At 35.3% G+C, this 19077-nt stretch carries 13 protein-coding genes; 9 read left to right on the forward strand and 4 right to left on the reverse strand.

All coding sequences use genetic code 11. The features are described from left to right. Nucleotides 1-76: 76 nt before the first annotated feature. Both patB1 and BCER98_RS04060 read right to left on the reverse strand, forming a co-directional pair. Complete coding sequence (patB1, locus tag BCER98_RS04055) at nt 77-1267, reverse strand: secondary cell wall polysaccharide O-acetyltransferase PatB1 (RefSeq protein ID WP_011983817.1); 1191 nt, start codon at nt 1265-1267, stop codon at nt 77-79. Between the two features lie 24 nt (nt 1268-1291). Next, on the reverse strand, nt 1292-2704 hold the full coding sequence (locus BCER98_RS04060) for an MBOAT family O-acyltransferase (RefSeq protein ID WP_011983818.1): 1413 nt from the start codon (nt 2702-2704) through the stop codon (nt 1292-1294). A gap of 286 nt (nt 2705-2990) precedes the next feature. Between BCER98_RS04060 and BCER98_RS04065 the strand changes: the two genes are divergently transcribed. Both BCER98_RS04065 and BCER98_RS04070 read left to right on the forward strand, forming a co-directional pair. Then, nucleotides 2991-4448, forward strand: a complete 1458-nt coding sequence (locus BCER98_RS04065; protein WP_011983819.1) for an MBOAT family O-acyltransferase — start codon at nt 2991-2993, stop codon at nt 4446-4448. A 9-nt stretch (nt 4449-4457) separates the two neighbouring features. Further along, nucleotides 4458-5492 carry a BTB/POZ domain-containing protein gene (locus tag BCER98_RS04070; RefSeq protein WP_011983820.1) on the forward strand — a complete coding sequence of 345 codons (1035 nt, stop codon included), beginning with the start codon at nt 4458-4460 and terminating at the stop codon, nt 5490-5492. A gap of 44 nt (nt 5493-5536) precedes the next feature. On the opposite strand, the gene BCER98_RS04075 is transcribed toward BCER98_RS04070, so the two are convergent. Beyond that, complete coding sequence (locus BCER98_RS04075; protein WP_011983821.1) at nt 5537-6931, reverse strand: O-antigen ligase family protein; 1395 nt, start codon at nt 6929-6931, stop codon at nt 5537-5539. A gap of 328 nt (nt 6932-7259) precedes the next feature. On the opposite strand from BCER98_RS04075, the gene BCER98_RS04080 reads away from it, so the two are divergent. The 7 genes from BCER98_RS04080 (at nt 7260) to BCER98_RS04110 (ending at nt 17019) form a co-directional block, all read left to right on the forward strand. Then, nucleotides 7260-8048, forward strand: a complete 789-nt coding sequence (locus BCER98_RS04080) for an enoyl-CoA hydratase (protein WP_011983822.1) — start codon at nt 7260-7262, stop codon at nt 8046-8048. 171 nt (nt 8049-8219) lie between these two features. Continuing rightward, on the forward strand, nt 8220-8546 hold the full coding sequence (locus BCER98_RS04085; RefSeq protein ID WP_011983823.1) for a nucleoside triphosphate pyrophosphohydrolase: 327 nt from the start codon (nt 8220-8222) through the stop codon (nt 8544-8546). Between the two features lie 339 nt (nt 8547-8885). Further along, entirely contained in the window at nt 8886-9935 is a 1050-nt protein-coding gene (locus BCER98_RS04090; protein WP_011983824.1) for a M42 family metallopeptidase, read from the forward strand. Nucleotides 9936-10130: 195 nt separating this feature from the next. Next, nucleotides 10131-11714, forward strand: a complete 1584-nt coding sequence (locus tag BCER98_RS04095; RefSeq protein ID WP_011983825.1) for an N-acetylmuramoyl-L-alanine amidase — start codon at nt 10131-10133, stop codon at nt 11712-11714. A gap of 240 nt (nt 11715-11954) precedes the next feature. Next, nucleotides 11955-13517: an N-acetylmuramoyl-L-alanine amidase gene (locus BCER98_RS04100; RefSeq protein WP_011983826.1), complete on the forward strand. Its 1563-nt coding sequence runs from the start codon at nt 11955-11957 to the stop codon at nt 13515-13517. A 967-nt stretch (nt 13518-14484) separates the two neighbouring features. Further along, entirely contained in the window at nt 14485-15813 is a 1329-nt protein-coding gene (gene mgtE, locus BCER98_RS04105) for a magnesium transporter (protein ID WP_011983827.1), read from the forward strand. Nucleotides 15814-15873: 60 nt separating this feature from the next. Then, the gene (locus tag BCER98_RS04110) at nt 15874-17019 is read left to right on the forward strand and encodes an FtsW/RodA/SpoVE family cell cycle protein (protein WP_011983828.1); all 1146 of its coding nucleotides are present in this window, start codon (nt 15874-15876) and stop codon (nt 17017-17019) included. A gap of 273 nt (nt 17020-17292) precedes the next feature. Here the strand turns inward: BCER98_RS04110 and BCER98_RS04115 are convergent, their stop codons facing one another. Then, entirely contained in the window at nt 17293-18729 is a 1437-nt protein-coding gene (locus BCER98_RS04115) for an alanine/glycine:cation symporter family protein (protein ID WP_011983829.1), read from the reverse strand. Nucleotides 18730-19077: the final 348 nt, after the last annotated feature.

Here is a 19077-nt window from a genome sequence, read left to right on the forward strand (position 1 = left end):
ACTAGTGGCGTGGGGATTGTTTTTGTTCTAATGAGATAAGCCCCTTTAGAGATTTCTAAAGGGGCTTATCTTATGATTATTGCTTAAACTTAAACATTTCACCACTTAAATTGGAGTCACTATATACAAACAAGACCATATTAATATTGTTGTCTTTTATGTATTGGTAAACATCTTTTTCGTGATAGTGACGTAAATCTAGTATTGATGTATGTTTAAAGTTTTGGGCGAAGTGCGGTATGATCGCATTTGCAAATGAGTCTTTTAAAATTAAAATACGGGTATTGTTTGGTGCATCATGATTTTCAAAGATAATTTCCGGATAATCGTTTGTGTAATACCCTGCGTATGATGTTGTGCCCTTTTGTTTTTCTGTACCATATAGTTCATCTAGTGAATGATAAATTGTGCCATTTGCATCTTTGACCGTAACACTTGTGAAGTGGAAGCCACCCTTTGGTGTGTAATAGCATAGTTTTTCACCTGTTGCATCGATGAGCTGATACAATTGGTTATTAAAGCTACCAACGAGATGCTTGTTTTTTGCACATACTCGCGTGTAATCTTCTCGCTTCACTTCTTTTCCTATATATATAGAAGATTCTTGTTTTATCGTATTCATAATGTATTGGTAGCCTAGAAAGGCACCATCCATATTCCAGTGATGATCTGTTTTAAAATACATATCTTGTATTTCTTTTTGTGTATATTGTTTCTGAAAATGCTCCATAATTTTAATTGGTTTTACATCCGCTGGAAGTTGATTTAAAAAGTATTGTAAATTTTCCTTTGCATATGTTTGAATGTGAGAAGGTAATTTAAATGATAAGGCGTTCGTTTTAGACGGCGGCAGTGCAAAGTAAAACTCAATATTTTGTTCTTTCAGAAACTGAGACAATTCTCGAATCCTTGGCATTGACTTGTCAATTTCTTTATATTTTGTTGTCCATGCCGGATTTTTTAAGAGCCATTTATCATCGGTAAGAATGATATCGTTAATGAGAGACTTGTCCATTTTGATCTGGGCAAGCGTATAGGTTTTTATGAGCTCATCTCGGCCCACTAATTGATCGTTTGTATATGCTTCGAAATCTTTAAAGAAATTGCCCGACACAATCGATTCTTTTGTCAGGACAGGTTTTTGAGCAAGTTGACGATTTTCAACAGGTGAAATCGCACGATCTGTTTTCAGCAATGATATAATTCCAAATGAAAGGATAATGGTGAGAAAACCGATACAAAGAACAAAGTTCCCCAATTTTTTCATAATTACTTTTCCTTCCTTTATAAGTTAGAACCTAAAATAAATAAATGGATTATATGTCGAATTAACGAGATACATAATCGAAATCATAAATAATGTGAGTAATATAATTGGACGTGCAATTTGCATAGAAAATGCATACGTCTTTGGCGCAAGTTCGAGTACGTTTTGAATGCGCATTAAAATTGGTGTTGCTGCAATGAAGGCAATGAGAAAGACAAGACCATATTCATGTAAGTATAACATCGTGTTATCATCTGTTAGTGGATGATGAAGACCGATCATTGATTGTAAGTATTGGAACGAGTACGCAAAATTGTCAGCGCGAAAAAAGACCCATCCAATCATAACAAGTAATAATACATACATATGTTGCAGCGGTTTCCATAGTTTTTGTAACAGTTTTTCAAGACCTGCTTTTTCAATCGAAATAATCAATCCGTAATATAATCCCCAAGCAAGGAACGTCCAACTTGCACCATGCCATAAACCAGTGAGCCCCCAAACGATACATACATTTCGATAGTTGGCTAGTTTAGAGACGCGATTTCCCCCGAGCGGGATATATACATAATCGCGAAACCAAGAACCGAGTGTAATATGCCATCTTCTCCAAAATTCCGAAATAGATTTTGAAATGTATGGGTAATGGAAATTGCGAGGGAAATCAAATCCGAACATTTTCCCAAGTCCAATTGCCATATCAGAGTATCCACTAAAATCGAAATAAATTTGTAGTGTATAGGCAATAATGCCAATCCATGCTGTGCCGACACCTATTTCTGAAGGAGGAAGGGCAAAAATTTTATCAGCAACAAATCCAACTTGATTGGCGATTAAAACTTTCTTTGCTAGTCCAAGAATAAAGATTTGAATGCCTTCTGTAAATTTTTCAAAAGAATGAATGCGCGATTTTATTTGTTCCGCAACGATATTGTATCGAACGATTGGCCCAGCAATGAGCTGCGGGAAAATCGAGATATACAATGCTAAATCGAGCGGATTTTTTTGAACCTTTCCATCTTTACGGTATATATCAATGACATAAGACATTGCTTGGAACGTATAGAATGAGATTCCAATTGGTAATGGAACAGGATCGATATGAATCGATAGGTTCAATGTTTGATTGACAATGTCAGCAAAGAAGGAAATATACTTAAAATAAGCAAGAAGTAAAATATTACCGATAATCGCCATAATTAAAAAGGTGATTTTCATATTTTTATGCTGCTCATAACGATGTACGAGTAAACCGAAGCAGTAGTTTAATAGGATGGAGAAGAGCATTAAGAAAACAAAACGTGGTTCTCCCCATGCGTAAAAGAGTAAACTAAATGCTAGTAATACGAAGTTCCGTAATGCAGCCCGCACAATAAAATAGAAAAATAATACTAAGGGTAAAAAGATAAATAAGAAAACAGTACTACTAAATACCAAGCTATTCTCCTCACTTTTTATAAAATACATTCTATTAGAACAGATTGAAAGAATTATTACTCATTTTATCTTCCAAAAAGCGACATATCTATTATATATTTTTTCTCATAAAAGTGCCTTTAATATTTTATCATTTTAATAATTCAATTAAAATGGGAGGAGGGTGAATCATGAAATAAGTTTCACTTCATATGTCATATTTTATATGTGCGGAATCCCTTTGACACCCACTATTTGGATAAGATAAGATGATAAAGTGTGATTCGTTTAGAAGGGAAGAGATGGTGTGTTATTTAACTCATTTGAGTTTATTTTTTTATTTTTACCAATCGCGTTTCTTTTATATTTTTTATTAAATAGATTTGGATATGTGACATTGGCAAAGGTATGGCTTGTGCTTGCATCGCTATTTTTCTATAGTTATTGGAATGTAAAGTATTTGCCGCTTATGTTAGTATCGCTTATTGTGAACTATTTTATTGGGATGCACCTTGTGCAGCATAGAAGTAAAGTGCTGTTAACGGTTGGTTTACTGTTTAATATCGGAATGCTTAGTTATTTTAAGTATTATGATTTCTTTTTAGAAAATGTAAACGAACTATTTGGAACGCATTTTGCATTGTTATCATTAACATTACCGCTTGCGATTAGTTTTTATACGTTCCAAAAGATTGCTTTTTTAGTAGATACATATCACGGAGAAACAGAAGCATGTCATTTTCTTGATTATGCGTTGTTTATTACGTTTTTCCCTCAATTGATTGCAGGTCCAATTGTGCATCATGCACAAATTATGCCGCAATTTATGGATCGTGAGAAGAAGCGTTGGCAATCGAAGTACATTGTGCTGGGGATATTCGTATTTGCAATTGGGATTTTTAAAAAAGTTGGGATTGCAGATGTGCTATCACCTCTTGTTCGGGAAGGATTTGATGTACAACCGAGTTTAACGTTTGTTGAAGCATGGCTATCGTCACTTGCTTTTACATTTCAACTGTATTTTGACTTTAGCGGGTATAGCGATATGGCAATTGGAATCGCTTTACTGTTCAATATTACATTGCCGCAAAACTTCAATTCACCGTATAAAGCAGTGAATATACAGGATTTTTGGCATCGCTGGCATATGACACTCAGTCAATTTTTAACGAAATATGTATATATTTCATTAGGTGGGAATCGTAAAGGCGTAACGCGAACGTATGTAAACATTATGATTGTCTTTTTAATTAGTGGTCTTTGGCACGGCGCTGGTTGGACCTTTATTTTCTGGGGATTTTTGCACGGGGCTGCTTCAGTGATTCATCGTTTATGGAGAAAGATGGGCGGGTGTATGCCGCCGTGGGCTGGTTGGCTGATTACATTCCTATTTATTAATATAACTTGGGTGTTTTTCCGTGCTACATCGTGGCATGATGCGATAAAAGTATTAAAAGGTATGATTGGCTTAAATGGATTTGAACTAGCAAACAGTGTGTTTCCTGCATTTATATTGCAGAAAATGCAGTTTTTGGCGCAGTATAGTATTTCGTTTACAGAAAGTTATCAAGTATCACAATTAGACCGGACGATGGTCGTTTATATTTTGGGTGCGTTATGTATTAGTTTCTTCTTAAAGAATTCTATTCAGTTAAGAGATACGTTTCGACCTCACATATGGAATGCAGTATTTACAGCAATATTGCTTGTATATAGCGTGCTACATTTAACAAGTATTAGTGAGTTTTTATATTTTAATTTCTAGGTGGGGAATATGAAAAACAAACATTGGCTTATTGTCGTTTCTGCATTTGTTTTCATTCCGCTTATTGGGGTAGGGATATTTAATAGCTATATTGATTCCCTTTGGATATTCCCTCATAAAAATAAGTGGAATAATGTTCAGTTTGGATTTAATGAGAGACAGCAAAAAACAAACTACATATCATATCGTCCGTTTCCTTACGATAGTATTATATTGGGAAGCAGCCGAACGACATTTATTAACCAGCATGATTTCACTGGATTACATGCATTTAACTATGCGGTTAGTAGTATGGATCCGCGTGAATATGATGCATATATTGAATATGCAAAGGAACAAAAGGGAAGTGAATTATCATCTATTGTGATTGGCTTAGATTTTCTTGGAACGAATGGAAACCGAGAGATTGGTTTTGATAAGCCAAACGTGTATATCGATCAGGCACGGAGCTGGTTATATCCAATTAAATCGTATGTGAGTACAGATGGGATTACCTATTCTTTACAGACAATTAAGACATCTATCCATCAGAGTACAGATATTGATCGATATAATCGTGATAATATAAAGAAAATGCGTGAGTATACGAAAGAAGAAAGAGATGCACAAATTCAAGCACAAGTTGATAAATTTAGTAGGGAAATCTATGGTGGGAATTATGAATATCAAAATATGAAAGAAATATTAGGTACTGTAAAAGCTCATAATCCAAATACGAAGTTTTATATTTTTACAACGCCTGTTTCTGAGCCACTTTTTCGGACGATGATTCAGTCTGGCAGATGGGAAGAGTATAAAAGATGGCTTCATGACGTTGTTGATGTATTTGGAGAAGTGCAACACTTTATGTATATAAACTCTGTTACAACAAACTTGGACAACTATATGGATGGACATCATTTCCGGCCAGAAGTGGGGAAAATGATTGCACATAAAGTTGTCAATAAAGAAGATCATACGATTCCAAAAGATTTTGGGATTGTGATTACAAAAGATAATATTGATGAAGTGTTAGATCGAATTTATGCATCTATACAACAGTAAAAAGCAGCATCTAGGGATGCTGCTTTTTGATTGAACATTAGAAATTATTCCGCTCGTAAATCAACAATTAAGTATGCAAGAATGACTACAAAGAAAATGCTAACAGATGGTGCAGTTAATACGTGACCGGACATAAAGCCGATGCCAAGCGATAAGAGAATGGTGCTAGCAAGCAGCGTATATTTTACAGTCAGCATTTGTTTGAAGTTTGCAAGGAAACGGATTAGTAATCGGACTCCAAAGTATAGAAGCGGTATGAAGTAAATGAGAAAGCCAACGATTCCGAAAGCAAAGAATATATCGTGAAAATCCATCTCGATTAACTTGATTTTTTTTGTATAGTTTCCAGCGTATCCCATACCAAATAGTTTCTGTGACAGGGGTGCTTCTTTATAATATCTTTGGTATACCTTTAAGAATTTATCTCGGTCGCTATAGATTAAGCTCTTTACTTCAGAATCTGTCAGTTCACCTTGCGCATGTTTTTTCGCTTCGTCCGGATCTTCTTTTACTACTTTTCCTTCTTTTCGTTCCTGCTCTTCTCGTAACGCTTTTTTGTATTCATATATTTGCAAATGTATGCCCATATTTTTTGCGATTGGAGTTAGCGGCGTAAGCACACCTAATCCTGCTAGTACAACGAGCGCAACAATTGTATTTACGAGCTGAGGGAATCCCTTCCCTTCCTTTTTCCGGTTCATCATATATTCAATAAATGAAAAGAAAAGGGCTATGCCTAATGTAACAACAATTGCGCCATAACCAACTTTTGTTCCAACCATAATGCTTGCATACATGGCTAACAGTGTTGGAATCCAGTAGTATATTTTTGAAAATGAAGTGGTTTTATGTATAGAGTAAAGGACAACGATTGGGAACATAATGGCGAAAATAGCACTTAAGTCATTTCCGGCAAAGAACCATCCTCTTGAACCAATCTTTGAATGTGGATAGCTTGGGAAATCTGTTCCCGTTGCCATCGATACAATCATGACAATACTTAAAATAATTGTTGTATATAAGAAATAGGTAATCAGTTTGTTGTATGTATCTGTTTGATCCTTTAATTCTTTAAAGACGATAATATATCCAAACAATAATACAAATGGATATACACTCTTTAAAATGAACTTCACTTCTTCGCTAAATGAAACAGGTGATTTTACGATCATATTGTTGATTAGGCCAATTCCCAAAACAATTCCAAGTAAGATCAAATAAATAATATACTTTCTATTTCCAGGCTTCTTTATATGAAAAAGAAGATACCCTAGTGCAAGAAGCATAAAAGCAAAACGGACTACAACTCCGACTGTCGCACTCATGTGTAATATGTAGATTGAAAAAGATGTTAGTAAATCTAAAATTGGTTGAAACACAATGAATAGTAACAGGAAATGTGGGAAGTAGTTATCCGTTTGTTTCAACTTGTTAACCATGTTTTCCTCCATTTCTTCATTCCTTTATTGCAGCGTGATTTTCCGCTGCTCATAACAGCCTTTCATCTATTGTAAGGCGAATGAATTTCTATATGATTTTGGTACATCAAACTTAAGAATACACTATTTCATTCTAATGGTAAATAGAAGGGAAGAGGTGAAGAATCTCTTTGAACTCCATTATTTTTCTTCGCAATCATTCGTTTTATACAAGAAAACATACAAAATTTGCCTTTATTAGACAGAAAATTAGGGAAAAAGAAGGGTTTTGTAGCTCTTTTCTATAAGTATAGAAGTATAATCATTGGACAAGAGAGAGGGGTATATAATGGAAGTAAAAAGCAAAGCAGAATCTGTTGTTGTGAAATATGAAGGACGTGTTGCAACAGTGATGGTCAATCGTCCTGAAGTATTAAATGCGTTAGATGAGCCTACCTTAAGAGAATTACGAAAAAAACTGAAAGAAGTGGCAGAAAGTCCTGCTCACATTGTCGTATTATGCGGAAATGGCCGTGGTTTTTCTGCAGGTGGGGATATTAAATCCATGCTTTCTAGCAACGATGAAAGTAAATTTGACGACATTATGAATACGATTTCGGAAATTGTTATTACGTTATATACAATGCCAAAGCTTGTGATTAGTGCAATTCATGGTCCAACGGCAGGCCTTGGACTAAGCATTGCGTTAACAGCGGATTATGTGCTAGCAGATATTTCATCTATTATTGCGATGAATTTCATTGGAATTGCGCTGATTCCAGATGGCGGAGGACATTTCTTCTTACAAAAACGACTTGGTGAAAATGTGGCCAAGCAAATCATTTGGGAAGGGAAAAAACTATCGGCAACGGAAGCGTTAGATCTCGGTTTAATTGATGAAGTAATCGGGGAAAACTTCCAAGGGGCTGTAAAACAAAAAATCAATGAGTGGTTGCAAAAGCCAATTCAAGCAATGATTCAAACGAAACAAATTTTATGTGAATTCAATCGCTCAAGTCTGGAACGAACACTAACACTTGAAAAGCGTGGACAATATGCAATGAGAAAAACAGCCGATCATAAAGAGGGAATTGCTGCGTTTTTAGAAAAGCGTTCCCCAATCTTTAAAGGAGAATAAAAAGGAAGAAAGTGCTAGCACATTTTAGTATAATTGTGTTAGCACTTTTTTAGGAGAAATAGATGAAAAAATAAAAGAAAAAGTATAATGGTGATTACGCTTTTCATCGTTATGTATGTTATATTGCATAGTTCAAAAGATTGTAAGGAATGAGAGGAAGGCAAAGAGACGATGGCAACATATAATAAGTTAGTAAGAGATCGTGTTCCAGAAAAGATTTTAATGTCTGGAAAAACATATACAGCACAAACATTAACAGGGCAAGCCTACATACAAGCATTAGCGAAAATTGGAACGGAAGAACTTCGTGAATTTGCTTCGATGAAGGAGCGGGAACATGCGCTTGATTCACTTGCTGATGCATTAGAGGTTATCATTGCATTAGCGCGTGCAGAAGGGGCAACGTTCCAAGACATCGAACGCATTCGGAAACAAAAAGAAACGGAGCGCGGAGGATTCGAAAAAGGAATCTACCTTCTTGATGTTTCTGAGGAATAGTGTAATAGAAAAAGCACAGCTTTTAGGAATGGCTGTGCTTTTTTTAATATGTTTGTTTCCTATGTAGAGACTCATCATGAAAAGGACTGCGGTGAATATCCATCCTACAGAAATGGCGATAGAAGTACCGATATGCAGGCATAATAAAGATGATAATATCCAAATTAAAAGTATTTCTTCATGTTTTTTTGTAAATTTCACAGGGTTTCCTCTTTTTTCATTTGACTGTTATATTTTACGATAATTGTAGAATTCGAAACAAGATATATAGAAGATGAGTAGAGGTTTTATGAGTATTTCGGTATACTGAATATTAGGAAAAAAAGAGGAGGAATGACAGTGGCACATCAAACAAAAGAAACGATGGAGCTGATCAAGCAGCTCGTTTCAATTCCAAGTCCATCTGGAAATACAGGGAAAATTATAAGCTTTATTGAAAACTATGTGAAGGAATGGAATGTAGAGACGAAACGAAATCATAAGGGAGCTCTTATTCTGACGCTAAAAGGAAAGAATGAGTTGCGGCACCGTTTAGTAACAGCGCATGTCGATACGTTAGGGGCGATGGTAAAAGAGATTAAAGCGGATGGCCGCCTTCGTTTATCGATGATTGGTGGATTTCGCTGGAATTCGGTGGAAGGAGAATATTGTGAGATTGAAACATCGAGCGGAAAAACGTATACCGGGACAATTTTAATGCACCAAACATCGGTTCATGTATATAAGGATGCAGGAGAAGCGAAACGTGATGAGAAAAATATTGAAGTCCGCATTGATGAACGAGTATCTTCAGCGGATGAGGTGCGTGCATTAGGAATTGAAGTAGGAAATTTTGTTTCATTTGATCCGCGCGTGCAAATTACAGAAAGTGGATACATAAAGTCGCGTCATTTAGATGATAAAGTAAGTGTCGGGATTCTATTACAACTTATAAAACGATTACAAGAAGAAAAGGTGATATTACCATATACAACGCATTTCTTAATTTCTAATAATGAAGAAATTGGTTATGGAGGAAATTCTAATATTCCAGAAGAAACGGTAGAATATTTAGCAGTCGATATGGGAGCGTTAGGAGATGGACAAGCTTCAGATGAATATACGGTATCCATTTGTGCGAAAGATTCTAGCGGTCCGTATCATTATGGCTTACGCAAGCATCTAGTAGAACTTGCAAAAGAAAACAAGATTGAATATAAAGTAGATATTTATCCATATTACGGCTCAGATGCTTCAGCAGCGATTCGAGCTGGATTCGATATAAAACATGCGTTAATTGGAGCCGGAATTGATTCATCTCATGCGTTTGAACGTACACATGAAAGCTCAATTGCACATACAGAAGCGCTTGTTTATGCCTATGTGTTATCACCGATGGTAGGAGAGTAATCAATCGTTGAAAAAGGTGAGTGGTATTTCAGTACTACTCACTTTTTTTGATGTTTCCAAGGAGTATATTTTAAAAATATGTTTACTATAATATTTTAATAATGTAAACTATTATAGTTGACATATTTTGGGTGATTAGTAGAACGAATATTTTACAATGAAAATGAGAGATTTTGAGGGGAGAAGGATTGACTTATGAATTACAGAAAAGTTGTTGCGGGCATTCTGACAGCTGCGGTATTATCTTGTCCAACAAGCAGTTTGGCTGCGGGAAAAAGCTTTCCAGACGTGCCGACATGGGCACAAGATTCAGTGAACTATTTAGTTGCAAAGAATGTACTGGATGGAAAGCCAGATGGGACGTTTGCACCGATTGAAGAGATTGACCGTGGATCGGCAGCTAAATTATTAGCGAGTGTTCTTGGATTAGATGTGAACAAAGAGGCAAAACCATCGTTTACAGATGCGCAAAATCATTGGGCAGCTCCCTATATTGCAGCAGTAGAAAAAGCTGGGATTATTGTTGGGGAAGGGAATGGGAAATTCAATCCAACAGGTAAAATCAATCGAGCTTCCATGGCGACGATGCTTGTTAAAGCTTATGCTTTAGAAGGGAAAGTTATTGGAGAAATCCCAAATCAATTTGATGACATAAAAGATCACTGGGGCAGAAAAAATGTGAACATTCTAGCGGCTTTAGAGATTTCTAAAGGAAAAGGAAATGTTTGGGACCCAGAAGGTCAAGTAACACGAGCTGAAGCAGTTCAATTTATTGCGAAAACAGATATGAGAAAAGAAGATACATCTAAAAGAATGTATATGGATAGACCATTTATCACGTATCATCAGCCATCCCTTTCATCTGGTATTACATCTAATCAACATAAACCACAAATTATTGAAGTAAAAGAACAGCGAAAAGACGGCTGGATGAAGATTGTAACAAGTACAGGTGATAAATGGACGCCATTACATGAGAAAACAGAGTATATCGGTGAATCATTTACTACGTATCAAGAAGCATCTCACAAATCTACGATATTAGGGAAATACGGCCCACAAACTGTAACAATTATGGAGGAAAGTGGAGACTGGATTCGCATTCGTACAAATGCTGGTTTTCAATGGTTAGATAAAAAGCAATTAAATCCTCCAAAACAAGCAAACTTCCTAGAAGGGAAAGCAATTATCATTGATCCAGGTCACGGTGATCCGGATCCAGGGAAAGACAGTTTATATATGGAAGAAAGTAAAATTGTGTTGGATACATCGAAACGAGTAAAGGCACTGTTTGAGAAGAAAACACCATTTACTGTTTTGTTAACACGTGAAGGAGATGCGAGACCAGGAAGCAGTGCAGCGGATTCCCTAAAAAAACGGGTAGAATTTGCACAAAGAAATAAAGCCGATATCTTTGTAAGTATTCATGGTAATGCATATAACGGACAAGCTAATGGAACAGAGACATTTTATTATAACTCTAAAACAAAAAGAACAAACCCACATGTAGATGAAAGCTACATGTTAGCTCAAAAAATTCAAAAACGCCTTGTTGCGGCACTTGGAACACGCGATCGAGGTGTACAACACAAAGACTTATACGTGACCCGTGAAAATACAATGCCGGCTGTATTAACAGAACTAGCATTTGTTGATAACAAGATCGAGGGTGAAAAACTAGCTCAGCCAGAGTGGAGACAACGTGCTGCTGAAGCAATTTATGCTGGTATTTTAGATTATTATGAGTGGAAGGGTAACGATGTGTCAGCTTATCGTTAATATACAAGTTTGATAGAAAAAGAGAGTGTGTCTATGAGTGATAGACACACTCTCTTTTTTATAGTGAAAAGGTAATTTTATATTTTTATATCTAAATGATACGTTTCTGTAATTAATATTTAAATATTAATTAATGTTATTCATATTTACTCAAATTAATAAATGGAATACACTAAATTAGGTACTATTTTAATAAATGAGATTTTGAGAATGAGAAGATTTGAGAGGAGAAACTAGCGAATGAAATACGGAGTAATCGCAGCTGGAATTTTGGCAGCTAACTTATTCACTTATCCATTAAGCACCTCAGCAGCAGGAAAAACATTTCCAGATGTACCAAGCTGGGCACAACAATCAGTTAACTATTTAGTGGAGAAACATGCACTTGATGGAAAACCAGATGGAACCTTTTCACCATCAGAAGAAATTGACCGTGGTTCAGCTGCAAAGTTAATAGCTATGGTACTAGGCTTACAGATTAATAAAGAAGCAAAACCTTCATTCCAAGATGCTAAACATCATTGGGCAGCTCCATATATTGCGGCGGTTGAAAAAGCTGGTGTCATTAAAGGAGATGGGAGCGGTCACTTTAACCCATCAAAAAACATTGATCGTGCTTCCATGGCATCTATGCTTGTTGAAGCTTATAAGCTAAATAATAGAATTATTGGTAATTTACCAACGCAATTTGCTGATTTAAAAGGGCATTGGGGTGAGAAACAAGCGAATATATTAGTTGCATTAGGGATTTCAAAGGGTACTGGTGATGGATGGAAACCAAATGGTATTGTGACGCGCGCAGAAGCAGCGCAATTTATCGCACAAACGGATATGCAAAAAGCAGATACATCAAAAAGAATGTACATGAACAGATATTTCATTACATATCATCAGCCATCCTTATCATCAGGGATTACATCAAATCAGCATGCACCGCAAATGATTGTGGTAAAAGAAGAGCGAGAAGATGGTTGGCTGAAAATTGTAACGGATAAAGGCGATAAATGGACACCATTACAGGAAAAGAAAGAAACAATTCATAGCGCGTTTACTACATATCAAGAAGCATCACATTCATCGAAAATACTAGGTACATATGCACCGCAAACAGTAACAGTTATAGAAGAAAGCGGAAGCTGGATTCGCATTCGGACAAGCTCTGGTTTTCAATGGGTTGATAAAAATCAATTAAATCCGCCAAAGCAAGATAACTTCTTGGAAGGAAAGGCGATTATTATTGATCCAGGTCATACAGGCGTAAATATGGACGAAAGTAAAATTGTATTAGATACAGCGCTACGTGTACAGAAATTATTTGAACAAAAAACGCCATTTACTGTATTGCTAACACATGATACAGATGTACGACCAGGAACAGATGCAAAAGATTCTCTGAGAAAACGAGTGGAATTTGCACAACAAAATAATGGAGATATCTTTGTAAGTATTCACGGTAACGGTTTTGACGGAACGGCTCACGGCACAGAAACTTACTACTACAGATCAGCAACACGTGCAACAAATCCATATGTAGATGAGAGTCGTTTACTAGCCGAAAAAATCCAAAGTCGTCTTGTAAGTGCACTGGGAACACGCGACAGAGGAGTTAAAGAAGGGGATCTATACGTAGTTCGTGAAAATACAATGCCAGCTGTATTAACAGAACTAGGATTTGTAGACAATCAAATAGAAGGTGAGAAACTATCTTCACCAGAATGGAGACAGCGTGCTGCTGAAGCAATCTACGCTGGTATCCTAGACTATTACGAAGCAAAAGGACATAACGTTTCTGCTTATCGTTAAAAAAAGAAATTACTGAAAAAGTCCTTATCGTTTAAAAAGTGAAAGTTTCCTCGATGAAGTCGAGGAAACTTTCACTTTTTTATTATGAAGATTTTTTCTATATTTTTTTGTAGGTAGCTCCTTGCATATCCCGCTTTACACACGTATATAAACTCGAGTTTATCATCTTTTTGAGATATACCTTGTGTAATATGGGATTTCATTTTGATCTAAATTGAATGGAGATTCGTTCGCATATTACATATTTCTTTTCTTTGAATAAGCAGAATCTCCAAATCTGTCTTACGTCTTTTCTCTTGCTGTAATGCTCTGTTCAAACGTTCAAGTCTATATTTTTATATAGAATCAAAAAAGGAAAGGAAGAAAACTCCCTTTAACAAAAGGAAAATATTATGTAAATATAAGTTATTTATTTAGTATCATGTATTTGTACGGGAATTGATATGATTTTAGGGTAGGTATAAATATTTTTAAATAGTAAATTTATCTTTAACTCTCTGTAAAAAAATGATTCCTATATGAATAGAGATATTGAAGAAAGAGGAAGTGATGGGTTTTTTAAATGTTTCTTCTGTTATTTATGAAAGAGGCAAAATTATGAATTTCAAACAGGACTTGAATTCAGTCATTATTTGTAAGTGTAGATGAAGAAATCCATTTCTACAAGACCTACCCTTTATTAGATTGTCCAATAGACAAATATGGTTCGTGTAACGATCGCTTTAATTCGGGGTAAACATATAGAAAAATATGTAAAAACACAAAAGTCGAGAATGTAAGTTTGCTACCGAATGAAATGATTTCATCAAGTCTAGTAGAACAATTCGATTTAAGTATGATACAAGAAATTTTTTTCATGGAATATGAGCGAAATGATGCTGTTATGTTTCTTTTATCTTTATATTGCAGTGAATAACTTAACAAACAAGTGAATTTTCAATTTTCTTGTTTAGCAGGGAGGGATATTGTGAAAGAACGTTTAGAACAATTACTTATAAGTAAGAACACTTCTTTAATAGAAGAAATTATGCAGTATCAATCATGTGAAATTGCTAAAGAGATAGAAAGATTTCCGCTTAGTAAACAAGTCGAATTAATGGATATTTTTCCGGTGAATGAAAGCATTCAAATTATGAAATACTTGATTCCTGATCAGCAATATAGTATTTTAATAAATCTACCTAAATTTAAAACGAAAATTATAATGAATACAAAACCTAATCGTGACCTAATCGATTTTTTATTAGCCATCCATTCAACACAACGAAAGGAAATGATGCATTATCTAGATGGCAATGTAAAAAAAGATATCCATAATTTAATAAGTTTGAATGCCAATAATATGAGAGGACTATTAGAAAACGACTATATATCAATTAGAGAAGCGTGGTCAGTGAAAAGAGCTTTTTCTCATATTAGAAAAACTGCTACAGACATAAAATATTTTTCGAATATATACATAGTTGATAATTATGGGTATCTTAACGGAGTTGTTTCTATTCATAAATTGTTATCAGCAGATGATGATGTGCTAGTTTCGGATATAATGATTCGAAAAGTAGTTACTGCACAAATAGATGAAGATTCGCAATCTATATTAAAGCGGTTAACAAGCATGAATGTATCAGAGCTGCCTGTAGTTACTAAGGATCATCGTTTAATTGGAAGCGTAGCTCTTAATGGAGCAATATACTCTACTGAGAATCATCATATCGAAAATACTTACAAGTTAGATTACTACCAGTCATCTCATCAGCCTTACTTGAATAGTTCAATCTGGAGCATTTATTGGAAACGTATCCCGTGGTTACTTGTCCTATTCATAGCTGAGGCATATACAAGTACTGTTATATCCTATTACGAAGAAGTCATTGCACACGTCGTTGCTCTTTCCTTTTTCATTCCATTATTAATTGGTACTGGCGGGAATACAGGTACTCAAGTTGTTACGACGCTTGTCTGTGCACTAAAAGTAGAAGAAATAAAATTTAAAGATATTTTCCATGTTATGAAGAAAGAAATATTAGTAGGTATATTTCTTGGTTTTACACTTGGAGGAGCTGCGTTGATTCGAGCATATACACTTGGTATGGGACAAGAGATTGCAAAAGTTGTAGCTATTTCAGCACTTTTTGTTGTAATATGGTCTTCTTTTGTAGCGTCAGTATTACCATTAATTCTTAATAAATTAAAATTAGATGCTACTGTTATTTCGGGTCCTTTCATAACGACACTTGTTGATGGGACGGGACTCATTATTTACTTTACAGTTGCTAAGATTTATTTGAATATTTGAATAAAATGGTAGGGGGTTCGTAATTTTTAACGGTATTAAAAATTAATGGAGGTAGAGACAATGAAGGAATTTGTAAAGCAAATTGACTACGCTTTACTACTCCCACTGGTATTGGTATCTACATTAGGGATTATAATGTTGTACAGTGCTAGTTCTATAGTTGCAATTACCCATTATGAACTTCCCAGTCATTACTTTTTTCAGTCGCAATTACACAAATTATTAATAGGTGGAGTATATTTGTTTATATGTATGTTTATTCCTTTTAAGTTTTGGAAAAAGAGGTTTATTTCAGTATGTATCGTAGTTTTTAGTATTACTTTACTTTGCTTAGTTTTGTGGAAGGGGAAAGTTGTAAATAATGCGCAATCTTGGATATTTGGAATACAGCCTGCAGAATTTACTAAATTGGGTATGATTATTGTAGTGGCTCGTTTTTTTGCGATTCGTCAAGAACTGGGAAAACCGTATTGGGAGGGAATTGGGAAAATCATTTTATTTCTCTCTGTTATCTTTTTTTTAATATATAAACAGCCTAATCTAGGTTCAGCGTTGTTAATTGTCGCAACAAGCTTTTCTATTTTTTTCTGTTCAGGTATAAGTATTAAATATTTAATAAAAAGAATTTTATTCACATCTGTTTTGACAGTGCCGATTCTATACGCTTTTATTAAATATGGCTTATCTGAAGTGCAAATGAAACGAATCACGACGATTTTAAATCCATTTGATGACCCACAAACAAGTGGATATCAACTCATTAATTCGTTTATTGCAATTGGATCGGGGGGGATAATTGGAAGCGGATTCGGTAATAGTATCCAAAAACGTGGATTCTTACCTGAGCCACATACAGACTTTATAATGGCCATTATATCTGAAGAGCTTGGCTTTATAGGGGTATTCCTCATTTTAATGGGACTGTTGCTACTAGTCATTCGCGCTTTGCGAATTTCTCAAAAGTGTCCAGATTTGTTTGGGAGCTTGTTAGCAATTGGAATTGGATGTATGATTGGAATACAGACAATTGTGAATTTGGGAGGGATTACAGGAATTATTCCTCTTACGGGTACACCGCTACCCTTTGTCAGCTTCGGAGGAAGTTCTTTCATAACCAATTTAATTGCGGTAGGAATATTAATGAATATATCAAAATCCACTAGACTTCATAATGATATGTTCTCTTCAAACGGTACGAATGCTTAGAACAGTCAGATTCACGCCTTAGGATGCAGAAAGAAACAAGGAATAACCAAGAAAACCCCGCAGATTAAAGCGTTACTGATCGGGCACGCATATTGGTCATCAGAACGGAAAAGAAGAAAAATTAAAGCCATACTAAGATTAGTAGCACAGATTATGGTTATGGTCTGTGCTACTATTTTTTGTAGTAGAAGTGAAGAATAGGCTGTGGAGAAAGTATTCTCCACAGCCTGGGAAATAAGAGTTGATTAATCTATTCGTTCATATGGTAAGTTCTTACGATACCGCCTGTCTGTCTTTCTCTAAATGAGTATCCTCCCAACACTCTGTGTTTTTTAAGTTAGGGATAGAACTTGCACGGAAAATTGGATCTTTTCCAGCTTTTCTTTGTTTTATATAGTCTGCTAAAGTCGCATATACAAACTTGCTAAGAAGTGTAATCGCAATTAAATTTGTAAATACCATTAGTCCCATAAATAAATCAGCCATATTCCAAACTGTTTGAAGTGTTGCGACGGACCCGAATAGTATCATTCCAACAACTGCAATACGATAAATCAGTAACCATAGTTTACTTTCTTTAATGAACGCAATATTTGTTTCACCATAATAGTAATTGCCTAGTAATGAACTAAAAGCAAATAAGAAAATAATAATGGCTAAGAAACTGCTTGCCCATGGACCAATTTGTGAACTTAATGCGTTTTGAGTTAATTCAATACCTTCCAAGTTTGTTGCTTTATATGCCCCAGAGCACAATACGATAAACGCCGTTGAGGTACATACTAAGAATGTATCTACAAAAACGCCGAGTGCTTGAATAAATCCTTGTTTTGCAGGGTGTGACACATCTGATGTTGCGGCAGCGTTTGGAGAACTTCCCATACCAGCTTCCGTCGCGAATAAACCGCGCTGAATCCCATACTTCATTGCGGCCCCGATACCACCGCCGATCGCTTGCTCTAAACCAAAAGCACCTTTAAATATTTCTGAGAAAACATCTGGCAATACATAGTAATTTTTAATGACAACAAAAACGGCAACACCGATATAAACGATTGCCATTGGAGGAACGATTGTTTCAGAAATACGTGCAATACTTTTAATACCACCAAAAATAATAATCGCAACTAATACAGCTAATATAATCCCTATTACATAACGTTCCACACCGAAAGCATTTTTAAATGCTAATGTGACTGTATTGGCTTGTACAGAGTTGAAAATTAAGCCGTAAGTAACGGTAATGAGGAGTGAGAACCAAACGCCCATCCAGCGCTTCTTTAAACCTCTTTCCATGTAATAAGCAGGACCTCCGCGAAACCTGCTTCCGTCTTTTACTTTATAAATTTGTGCAAGCGTACATTCTACAAAGCTTGTAGCTGCGCCGATAATTGCGATGAACCACATCCAAAATACGGCCCCAGGTCCTCCCATTGAAATCGCGAGTGCCACACCAGCTAAGTTTCCGATTCCAATGCGAGCTGCTGCACTTAAACAAAATGCCTGGAATGCAGATATACTACCTTTTTTCTTTGTTTTTCCGCTAAATCCATTACTTACTAATCGTATCATTTCGCCAAAATGGCTAATTTGTACAAATTTTAATCTAAAAGAAAAATAAAGCCCAAGTCCGATTAACATTGCAAGAAGAATATATGTCCATAGAATGTTATTCGTCATCCCAAGAAATCTACTAAAGGTTTCTATCATATAATGCACTTCCTTTTCTAGTTATAAGAAAAGTATATTCAAAAAATATAAGAGAATCAAATTCTGAATAAAATTAGCTAAAAAAGCGGTAATATATTAATTTTTATAATTATTTTGTTTTTAATAAATAATTATAAAATTCGGTTAAATTAAAATTTCCTCTCGATTGATATCTTTGAAAAAGTGCGAATCTGTTATGACTTTTCGGATATACCACACTAAAAAAAGTATGTGCATAAGAATGTAGAAGTATACAAACTTGAAGCAATTGGATGAAGAAGGTAAAGAAATAAACGAGGAATTAGATAAAGAGTCAAAAGAATGGTTTTTGGCTTTTTGGAGATACTC

The sequence above is a fragment of the Bacillus cytotoxicus NVH 391-98 genome (genome assembly GCF_000017425.1).
GTDB classification, from domain to species: domain Bacteria; phylum Bacillota; class Bacilli; order Bacillales; family Bacillaceae_G; genus Bacillus_A; species Bacillus_A cytotoxicus.

Coding starts and splice junctions, on each gene's coding strand:
- patB1 (WP_011983817.1), bottom strand. CDS start 1,267: ATGAAAAAATTGGGGAACTTTGTTCTTTGTATCGGTTTTCTCACCATT.
- BCER98_RS04070 (WP_011983820.1), top strand. CDS start 4,458: ATGAAAAACAAACATTGGCTTATTGTCGTTTCTGCATTTGTTTTCATT.
- BCER98_RS04075 (WP_011983821.1), bottom strand. CDS start 6,931: ATGGTTAACAAGTTGAAACAAACGGATAACTACTTCCCACATTTCCTG.
- BCER98_RS04080 (WP_011983822.1), top strand. CDS start 7,260: ATGGAAGTAAAAAGCAAAGCAGAATCTGTTGTTGTGAAATATGAAGGA.
- BCER98_RS04085 (WP_011983823.1), top strand. CDS start 8,220: ATGGCAACATATAATAAGTTAGTAAGAGATCGTGTTCCAGAAAAGATT.
- BCER98_RS04095 (WP_011983825.1), top strand. CDS start 10,131: ATGAATTACAGAAAAGTTGTTGCGGGCATTCTGACAGCTGCGGTATTA.
- BCER98_RS04100 (WP_011983826.1), top strand. CDS start 11,955: ATGAAATACGGAGTAATCGCAGCTGGAATTTTGGCAGCTAACTTATTC.
- BCER98_RS04110 (WP_011983828.1), top strand. CDS start 15,874: ATGAAGGAATTTGTAAAGCAAATTGACTACGCTTTACTACTCCCACTG.
- BCER98_RS04115 (WP_011983829.1), bottom strand. CDS start 18,729: ATGATAGAAACCTTTAGTAGATTTCTTGGGATGACGAATAACATTCTA.